This is a genomic window from Acidocella sp. KAb 2-4 (assembly GCF_020567705.1).
Taxonomy (GTDB): domain Bacteria; phylum Pseudomonadota; class Alphaproteobacteria; order Acetobacterales; family Acetobacteraceae; genus Acidocella.
This window is the reverse complement of the sequence record NZ_JAJDJU010000044.1, coordinates 1-8,505: the sequence shown is the minus strand read 5'-3', so window position 1 is coordinate 8,505 and position 8,505 is coordinate 1. Positions and strand designations below refer to the sequence as shown.

The 8,505-nt window shown below is 66.9% G+C and carries 9 protein-coding genes; 4 read left to right on the top strand and 5 right to left on the bottom strand.

Annotated features, from left to right (window positions below; translation table 11 throughout):
* Positions 1-2,095: mechanosensitive ion channel domain-containing protein (locus LI953_RS14860; RefSeq protein WP_227076880.1), on the top strand; the 2,095-nt coding region annotated here is incomplete at its 5' end.
* A gap of 3 nt (positions 2,096-2,098) precedes the next feature.
* Here LI953_RS14860 and LI953_RS14855 read toward each other — a convergent pair.
* On the bottom strand, positions 2,099-2,689 hold the full coding sequence (locus LI953_RS14855) for an SCO family protein (protein WP_227076879.1): 591 nt from the start codon (positions 2,687-2,689) through the stop codon (positions 2,099-2,101).
* Complete coding sequence (locus LI953_RS14850) at positions 2,686-3,924, bottom strand: DNA recombination protein RmuC (protein ID WP_227076878.1); 1,239 nt, start codon at positions 3,922-3,924, stop codon at positions 2,686-2,688. Before LI953_RS14850 ends, LI953_RS14855 begins: the two co-directional genes overlap by 4 nt.
* An 80-nt stretch (positions 3,925-4,004) precedes the next feature.
* Here LI953_RS14850 and LI953_RS14845 point away from each other — a divergent pair, with 80 nt between their 5' ends.
* Entirely contained in the window at positions 4,005-4,904 is a 900-nt protein-coding gene (locus LI953_RS14845) for an SPFH domain-containing protein (protein WP_227076877.1), read from the top strand.
* Here LI953_RS14845 and LI953_RS14840 read toward each other — a convergent pair.
* The gene (locus LI953_RS14840; RefSeq protein ID WP_227076876.1) at positions 4,901-5,362 is read right to left on the bottom strand and encodes a hypothetical protein; all 462 of its coding nucleotides are present in this window, start codon (positions 5,360-5,362) and stop codon (positions 4,901-4,903) included. The genes LI953_RS14845 and LI953_RS14840 overlap by 4 nt on opposite strands.
* A 165-nt stretch (positions 5,363-5,527) precedes the next feature.
* Here LI953_RS14840 and LI953_RS14835 point away from each other — a divergent pair, with 165 nt between their 5' ends.
* Together LI953_RS14835 and htpG are read left to right on the top strand one after the other, a co-directional pair.
* Positions 5,528-5,965 (top strand): hypothetical protein, encoded by a 438-nt coding sequence (locus LI953_RS14835; RefSeq protein WP_227076875.1) that lies wholly within the window; start codon positions 5,528-5,530, stop codon positions 5,963-5,965.
* Between the two features lie 23 nt (positions 5,966-5,988).
* Entirely contained in the window at positions 5,989-7,776 is a 1,788-nt protein-coding gene (gene htpG / locus LI953_RS14830; RefSeq protein WP_227076874.1) for a molecular chaperone HtpG, read from the top strand.
* A gap of 57 nt (positions 7,777-7,833) precedes the next feature.
* Here htpG and LI953_RS14825 read toward each other — a convergent pair whose 3' ends face one another.
* Positions 7,834-8,076: a YMGG-like glycine zipper-containing protein gene (locus tag LI953_RS14825; protein WP_227076873.1), complete on the bottom strand. Its 243-nt coding sequence runs from the start codon at positions 8,074-8,076 to the stop codon at positions 7,834-7,836.
* Between the two features lie 109 nt (positions 8,077-8,185).
* Positions 8,186-8,431, bottom strand: coding sequence for a YMGG-like glycine zipper-containing protein (locus LI953_RS14820; protein ID WP_227076872.1), 246 nt, complete (start codon positions 8,429-8,431; stop codon positions 8,186-8,188).
* Positions 8,432-8,505 lie beyond the last annotated feature (74 nt).

Below are 8,505 nucleotides of genomic sequence, written 5' to 3'. Positions count from 1 at the left end.
GACGGGACCGAGCGCGGTGGAGCGGTGCACCGCCGCGCAGCCCGATAATACCGGCGCCACCCCCTTCGGCACCGGCACGCTGGGGTTCTCCGTGACCAGCGCGATCGGCGACGAGGCGCGCCACAGCTTCGGTGAGTTCACCGCGGCGGTGCACCGCTCCACCGCGCTCGGTCCCGTCTTCACCTGGCTGCAGGGCCTGCCCGGCTCGCCCGCCCGGATGGCCAGCGCCGGGGCGATCGGCCTCGGCCTGCTGGCGGCGTTGCTGCCCGCCTGGGTGGTCGAACTGGCGCTGCGTTTCGCCTTGCGCCGCCCGGCGGCGCTCTGCGCGCGTTACGCCCATGCGCGCGCCCCGAGGCCCGCGCCGGAGGAGGAGGAGCAGGGCCTAGCCGATGCCGAGGCCGGGGAGCTGGAAAAAAGCCCCGAGCGTGGGTTTTCGCTGCGTGGCTGGTCGCGCCGGCTGACCTTCGCGCTGCTGCATCTGGCGCTGGCCCTGCTGCCGCTGCTCGGCTTCGCCGTGACGCTGCAATGGCTGATCTCCGCCGGGGTGCTGAGCACCCGCGCCGCGCGCCTCGCCATCACCGGTATCGGCAACGCTTATCTGGTCTGCCGGCTGGGACAGGAGGCCGTGCGCCTGCTCATCGCCCCCGCCGCGCCGCCGCTGCGCCTCATCGCCATGCCCGGCCCCCGCGCGCGCGCCATCATGCGCCGCGTAGTGCTGCTGCTGGCGACCGGCTTCACCGGCTACAGCCTGATCGCGGTGGCCGAAATCCTGGGCCTCAACCAGGACGGCGTGCAGGTGCTCGGCCGCTTGGCTGGTCTGGCGCTGCATCTCGAGGTCGCGGTCAGCATCTGGCAGAGCCGCCATCTGGTCGGGGGCTGGCTGGCCGGCCCGCCTGGGGCCGAGGGCGCGCTCGCCGGGCTGCGCCAGCGCCTGGGCGGCATCTGGCATTATTTCGCGCTGTTTTATGTGCTGGCTCTTTGGGTGGCACTGGCCGCCGGGGTCCAAAACGCGTTTTTCGTGCTGCTGCGCGTGGTGTTGGTGCTGGCGGGCGCGCTCGTGCTCGGCCGTCTGGCCTGGTCGGGCAGCGCCGCCTTGCTCGACCGCCTCTTCCCCGACTCCACCGCCGCTTCGCGCTACCCGCGGCTAGCGGCGCGCGCGCGGGCTTATCACCCGCTCATCCGCGCGCTCATCCGCACCGCCATCGTCGTGCTGGTGCTGCTGCTCATCCTGCAGGGCTGGGGCATGGACGTATCGGGCGCGCTGCTCGCCAACCCGCTCAGCCGGGGGCTGCTTGGCGCGCTGCTCTCCATCCTCGTCACCGTCGCCATGGCGCTGGCTCTGTGGGAGGCGATGAACATCGCCCTGCATCACCGGGTCGAGCGGCTCACCGATGCCGGGCGCACCCGCCAAGCCGCGCGCCTGCGCACGCTGATGCCGATGCTGCGGGCCACCATCGGCACCGTCATCTTCCTCGCCGCCTTCTTCATCGGCCTCACCGAGATCGGCGTGAACGCCACCGGGCTGCTGGCGGTGTCCGGCGTGGCCGGCATCGCGCTCGGCTTCGGCAGCCAGAAGCTGGTGCAGGATGTCATCACCGGGCTGTTCCTGCTGCTGGAGGACTCCATGCAGGTGGGTGATTACGTCTCGCTCGGCGGCATGAGCGGCACGGTGGAGCGGCTCTCCATCCGCACCATCCGCCTGCGCGGCGGCGATGGCTCGGTCAACATCATCCCGTTCTCCTCGGTCACCACCGTCACCAACATGACGCGCGATTTCAGCTACGCGCAGCTCTCCATCACCGTTGGCTATAGCGAGGATGTGGACCGGGTGATCGCGGTGCTGACCGAGATCGGCCAGCAGATGCGGGCCGACCCGAAATGGAGCGAGATGATCCGTGACGATTTGCAGATTTTCGGGCTGGACCAGTTCGGCCAGCTCGGCCTCGTGATCAACGGGCAGATCCGCACCGGCCCCGGCCAGCATTGGGCCGTGCGGCGCGAGTTCCAGGCCCGCGTGCTCAAGCGCTTCGCCGAGGAGGGCATCGAGATCCCCTATAACCGCCAGGCGCTGCTTGGGCTCTCGGCCCAGCCCTGAGCCTTATTCGGCGGCGACGTTGCCCAGGTCGCGGGCGATGCCGCCGATATCCGGCTGCGCCGTATCCAGCCCAGCGATGATGAATTCGGGCTGCCCTTCGGCGTTGAACACATAGATCGCCGCCGAGTGGGTGACGGTATAAACCGGCGTTTTCTGCACCGAGAACACCACGCGGTAACGCCGCGCCAGGGCGTAAAGCTGGTCCGCCGTGCCGCGCAACCCGACCACGTTGGCGCCGAACAAGCCGGTGTACTGGGTGAGAACATCCGGCGTGTCGCGGTCCGGGTCCACGGTCACGAACAGCACTTTCACCTTGCTTGCGGCCCCGCCCATGCGCGCCTGCACGCGCTGCAAATTATACAGCGTGGTGGGGCAGACGTCCGGGCAGTTGGTATAGCCGAAATACAGCAGCACGACGCTGCCCTTGAAATCGGCGGCGGTCACGGTCTTTCCGGTGGCGGCGTCGGTCATGGTGAAGGCGAGGTCCGGCACCAGCCCGCGCACGCTCACATCCTGGGGCGAGAGCTGGTGGTGGCAGGCGGTGAGGGCCAAAGCGGGCAGGGCCAGCAGGGCGGCGCGGCGGCGCAGATTCATTCCTCGTCTCCTTCCAGCCCCAGCAGCGTTTGCGCGGTCTGGTTTTCCACCATCTCCACGGTGCGCAGCACGCGGCTCACCGCGCGGGTGCGCACGCGCGCCTTCTCGATATTGTTGCTCATGGCGCTGGCATTGGCGGCGAGCTTGGCCAGCACCTCGTCCATCTTCGTCATCTCGGTGCGGGTGGCGCCGAGCAGCTTGCCGATCTCGCCCGCGCGTTTTTCCAGATCCAGCGTGATATGGCCGAGATGGATGGTTTGCAGCAGCGCCGGCAGCAAGGTGGGGCCGAGGATGATGACCTTCTCCTTCGCGCGGATCTCGTCGATCAGCCCGGGGATGCGCGCCACCTCGGCGAACAGCCCGTCCGAGGGCAGATACATCACGCCGAAATCCACCGTCTCCGGCGGGGCGATATATTTCTCGCGGATCTTCTTCGCCTCCAGCCGCACCCGCGCGGCCAGCCCCTCGCGCGCGGCGCGCTCGGCCTCGGCCTCGGCGTTCTCCGCCGCCGTCAGCAGGCGCTCGTAATCCTCGGTCGGGAATTTGGCGTCCACCGGCAGCCAGAGCGGCTCGCGCGCGGGCATGCGCAGGGCGAAATCCACCCGCTCGCGCGCCCCATCCTTCACCGCGAAATTGCGCTCGAACGCGCCGGGCGGGAGCACCTGCTCCAGCATGGCGCCGAGCTGCGCCTCGCCCCAGCCGCCACGGGTCTTCACGTTGGAGAAGATGCGCTTGAGATCGCCGATCTGCGCCGCCGCGTTCTGCACCTCGCCCATCGCCTGCTGCACCTGGGCGAACTGCTCCAGCACGCGGGCGAAGGAGGCGCTCATTTGCTGCTCCACCGCCTCGTGCAGCTTTTCGTTCACCGAGCTCTGGATGCTGGTCAGGCGCGTCTCCAGCAGCGCCAGTGTCTTTTGTGCGTCCTCGCCGGCTTGGCGGCGGAGCTGGTCCACGGTGTGCGCCACGTTCTGCGTCGCGGTGCCGATCTGCTCGAAGGCGCGCGACAGCGCCTCGGTAGTGCCGGTCTGGATGGCGGCGGCGAGCCGCCCCTCGCTGGCGGCCAGGAAGGCGCGGGTGGTCTCCGCCTCGGCGCGCTCATTGGCCAGGATCTTCTCCAGCGCCAAGCCGAGCCGGGCGGGGGCGCTGCGCGCCGCCTGCCAGGCCAGCCCCGCCAGTACGGAAGCCGCCAGGGACAGCGCCGCGCCCGCACCGGTCATCAGGATTTCATCACTCATGCGCCGAGGTTAGCAGCAGGAGCGAGTCGCGGGCAAAACCGGAGCGTGCTAGGCTCGCCCCCGGAACAAAGGAGTGCCGCATGAACAACAGCGCCGTCACGCTCATCGCCCTTTTCTTCATCGCCCTGGGAGCCGCGGCGATTTATTTTCTCGGCCAGACCGCGATCGGCGCCGGGCTGATCGTGATCGGCGTCGTGCTCGGCGCCACCTTGCGCACCTGCGCCGAGTGGGAGCGCGCGGTGGTGCTGTTCCTCGGCCGCTTCGCCGGGGTGCGCGGGCCGGGGCTGTATTTCCTCATTCCAGCCTTCGAGAACGTGTACGCGGTGGTCGATACCCGCCGCCAATCCACCCGCATCTCGGCCGAGGACACGCTGACCGCCGACGCTGTTTCGGTGACCATGGACTCCATCCTGTTCTGGCGCGTCACGGATGTGAAGCGCGCCGCCACCGAACTTACCGATTACCGCAACATGGTGGCCCAGGTGGCGCAGACCTCGCTGCGCGAGGTGATCTCCGCCACCCGCCTCTCCGACCTGCTGGCCAACCGCGAGACGGTGGATGAGAAGCTGCAAACGCTGATCCGCCGCAAGACCGATGGCTGGGGCATTGGCGACATCGCGGTGGAGATCCGCGACGTGAAAATCCCGCCCGAGCTGAACGACGCGATGAGCCGCAACGCCCAGGCCGAGAAGGAGAAGGAGGCGCGCGTGACCCTGGCCTCGGCCGAGGTCGCCATCGCCCAGCAGATCGCGGCCGCCTCGCATATCTACGCCAACAACCCCGTGGCGTTGCAGATCCGCCAGATGGGGCTGATCTACGACATGAATAAGGATCGTGGCGTCACCATCCTGGTGCCGTCGGATATGGCGAATTCGCTGGGCGCCTCGATCGCGCTCAACGTCAACAACCCGAATTCGCCGCCGCCGGTCGTGGCGCCGCCCTTCACGGACCCGGTGCCCGGCTCGGTGCCGAGCGCCTAACCCGCCATCACCACGATGACGTTCTGCTCGTCCGCCTCGCCCAGCGCCTGATGCAGCGCGGCGATGGCGGCGAGCATCGCCGCGCCCGCATCGCCGGCCTCTTCCTCGGTGAAATCCTCATACAGCTCGGCCAGCTCATCCGCCTCGAAATCTTCCGGGTCGAGCGCCTCCTGATAGCGTTCCTGGTCGGCCAGGGTGAGGATGAACACCAGTGTGTCGGTCGCCTCGGCGATATCGGCGAGGGTGGCATTCTCGCTGGTTTCCAGATCGATGTCATAATCATCGGCCAGCACCGGCAGCAGCACCGAAAAAATATCGCCATCGCCGTCGAACTCCGCCGCCGAGCTGCCATGATCGGTCAGGTACTCGGCCAGCGCGCGCGCGCCGCCATCCTGCGCGGCGGCGACGAGCCCTGGCAGGTCGGCGCGGTTGAGGCGGGTGAAGCTGGCGCTGGCCATGGGAGACTCCGGAAATGGTTGCTGCCGGGCCAATACCAGCGCCCCCGCCGCGCCGCCATCCTCTTGGAGAACGACACACGGTCTTCTTATTAAAAAACTCCTTGCAGTAGTAATTTTGGCTGTGTAAAGTAATTTCGTATTGTTAGAAGGCAAAAGGAGGGTGGTATGACGGCGTTGCAGAATATCCAAGTCGATTGGGATATATACAAAATGATCCAAACTGAACGTCGCAGTTTTGACGAACCGGATTATGTTGCTTTGCGGCGGCTCCTAAAACTCCCGCCGGGGGAGGAGTCTCCTAAATTGGTCCCTCAACCCGGCCTGCCTTGGGTCGAGGATAATGTCGAGGTGCCGCATGGTGCTCTAGCTCGAATGGAGTATCTGCGAGGAACGCAGGTGTATGAGGGACAATTTCTTAATGGTAAGCTTGTTGTGAATGGGAACTCTTTTGACTCGCTCTCTGCTGCAGCGAGTGCGTTAGCTGTTACAAAAGATGGTTCAAAGCCGAGTCTAAATGGATGGTTGTATTGGAAAGCAAAATTTCCGGGAGAGTCAATTTGGCGCTCCCTTGGTGCGATGCGTCAGTTGAAAAATAATAAGTGAAGTGATGCTAGTTTGAGGACAACATGACTGAAGAAACCCATGATTTCGGCACCGAGGTCGGGCGCCTGCTCGATCTGGTGGTGCATTCGCTCTACTCCGACCGTGAGATCTTCCTGCGCGAGCTGGTGGCCAACGCCGCCGACGCCACGGATAAGCGCCGCTTCCTCGCCCTTTCCGACGAGGCGCTGGCGCTGGCCGAGGGGACGTCGATCCGCATCGCCGCGGACCAGGCCGCCCGGACCCTGCGCATCGAGGATTGCGGCATCGGCATGAGCAAGGAGGAGCTGGCGGAGAATCTGGGCACCATCGCGCGCTCGGGCACTGCCGCCTTCGCCTCCGCCCTGGCCGAGAAAAAGCCCGAGGACCGGCCCAGCCTGATCGGCCAGTTCGGCGTTGGCTTCTACTCCGCCTTCATGGTGGCCGACCGGGTGGAGGTCGTCTCGCGCAAGGCCGGGCACGAGGAAGCCTGGGAATGGGCTTCGGACGGCAAGGGGCGCTACACGCTCAAATCCGCCACCCGCGCGGCGGCAGGCACCACCATACTGCTTCACGTGAAGCCGGAGGCCGAGGAATTCCTGGAGCCGCTGCGCCTGAAGACCATTATCCGCAAATGGGCCGATCATATCGCCCTGCCGATCGAGCTGGAGGAGGATGGCAAATTCGCGCCGGTGACCGAGGGCAAGGCGCTCTGGCGGCGGCCCAAGAGCGAGGTTTCGGCCGAGGAATACGCCGATTTCTACCGCCATGTCGGCCATAGCTTCGACGAACCCTGGGCCACCATCCATTGGCGGGCCGAGGGCACGCTGGAATTCTCCGCCCTGCTGTTCATCCCCTCGTCCAAGCCGTTCTTCCCCGGCGAGGAGACGCGCGAGTCGAAAATCCGGCTGCACGTGAAGCGGATGTTCATCACCGACCAGGCGGAACTGCTGCCGAGCTGGCTGTCCTTCGTCGCCGGCGTGGTGGATACCGAGGATCTGCCGCTCAATGTCAGCCGCGAGATCCTGCAATCCACCCCGGTGCTGGACAAGATCCGCAAGGCGCTGATCAACCGCGTGCTCACCGAGCTGAAGGCCAAGGCCAAGGAGCCAGAGGCGTTCAAAACCTTCCTGGAGAATTTCGGCGCGGTGCTGAAGGAGGGCGTCTATGAGGATAGCGGCCACGGGGCCGAGATCGCCGCGCTGCTGCGCTTTGCCTCAACCAAGGAGGAGAGCACGACGCTGGATGAGTACATCGCCCGCATGCCGGAAGGGCAGGAGGCGATCTATTACCTGGCGGGCGATGCCGCGCATCTAAAGGCCTCGCCGCAGCTCGAAGGCTTTGCCGCCAAGGGCTACGAGGTGCTGCTGCTGTCCGACCCGATCGACGCCTTCTGGCCCGCGCGGCTGGGCAGTTACAAGGAGAAGGCGCTGACCAGCGTGTCGCAGGCCGGGTCGCTCTTCGCGGCGGCCGAGGCGAGCGGCGAGATGCAGGCGCTGTGCGAGGCGCTGGCCAAGGCGCTGGAGGGCAAGGTCTCGGGCGTGGCCGTCTCCGCCCGGTTGCAGGACAGCCCGGCCATGCTGGTGGCCGCCGAGGGCGGGCCGGACTTGGCCATGCAGCGCCTGCTGCGCCGCGCAGGGCGCCCGGCATTTGGCCTGCCGCCGAAGCTGGAGATCAACCCTGGCCACAAGCTGGTGCAGGCCCTGGCCGGGCGGAGCGAGCTGGCGGAGGAGGCGGCGCTGCTGCTCGACCTCGCGCGGCTGCAGGAAGGCGAGTTGCCCGAGGAGCCGGTGGCCTTCGTGCGGCGCGTGGCGACCGCCATCGCCGGGGGCTGAAATGAAACAGGGGGGCATCAAGCCCCCCCTGCACTGGTGTTCGGCTGCGCCCGGCGTTTAGGGCGCGGGGCCAAGATTCACTTGGTTCGGGTTGGTGGCCGCGCCGGTCAGCGCGCCTGCCGCACCGCCGAGCAACGCGCCCGTGCCCGCGCCCAGCCCGGTGGCGCCGCCGACAATGGCGCCCGCACCCGCGCCAATGGCGCCGCCCGAGAGCGCGCGCTCGCCCGGCGAATAGCCGCACCCGGCCAGACCGATGAACGAAGAGACCAGCACCAAGCTGGCGACGAGTTTGCGAGACATTTTGGACCCCTGATGTTTGAGGATATGATCCGATGTTCCCCCTTGCGCGCGGCGATTCAACCCGGCATCGCCGTCAGCATCAGGGAATAACACTTTATTCATTGAATATTTATTCGCCGACAAGGGGCTTACCCAGGTTGAGCGTGTTGGAGCTGATCGCCGCCCCCGCCACCGCGCCGACTCCGCCGCCGATGGCCGCGCCCGCGCCCGGCCCAATGCCGGTGACCGCGCCGAGAATGGCGCCCGCGCCCGCGCCGATGGCGCCGCCCGAAAGTGCGCGCGTGCCCGGATTGTAACCGCAGCCCGCCAAGCCCAGGCAGGCCGCAAACAGGAGGGCACTCGTCGTCTTCCGCATATTTCAATCCTTCGCCGTTAATCCTTATGGGTAATATGCCCGCAGACGCGCCGCGGTTGAAGGGGGCGGGGCAG

Coding starts and splice junctions, on each gene's coding strand:
- LI953_RS14850 (WP_227076878.1), bottom strand. CDS start 3,924: ATGAGTGATGAAATCCTGATGACCGGTGCGGGCGCGGCGCTGTCCCTG.
- LI953_RS14835 (WP_227076875.1), top strand. CDS start 5,528: ATGACGGCGTTGCAGAATATCCAAGTCGATTGGGATATATACAAAATG.
- LI953_RS14855 (WP_227076879.1), bottom strand. CDS start 2,689: ATGAATCTGCGCCGCCGCGCCGCCCTGCTGGCCCTGCCCGCTTTGGCC.
- LI953_RS14840 (WP_227076876.1), bottom strand. CDS start 5,362: ATGGCCAGCGCCAGCTTCACCCGCCTCAACCGCGCCGACCTGCCAGGG.
- htpG (WP_227076874.1), top strand. CDS start 5,989: ATGACTGAAGAAACCCATGATTTCGGCACCGAGGTCGGGCGCCTGCTC.
- LI953_RS14845 (WP_227076877.1), top strand. CDS start 4,005: ATGAACAACAGCGCCGTCACGCTCATCGCCCTTTTCTTCATCGCCCTG.
- LI953_RS14820 (WP_227076872.1), bottom strand. CDS start 8,431: ATGCGGAAGACGACGAGTGCCCTCCTGTTTGCGGCCTGCCTGGGCTTG.
- LI953_RS14825 (WP_227076873.1), bottom strand. CDS start 8,076: ATGTCTCGCAAACTCGTCGCCAGCTTGGTGCTGGTCTCTTCGTTCATC.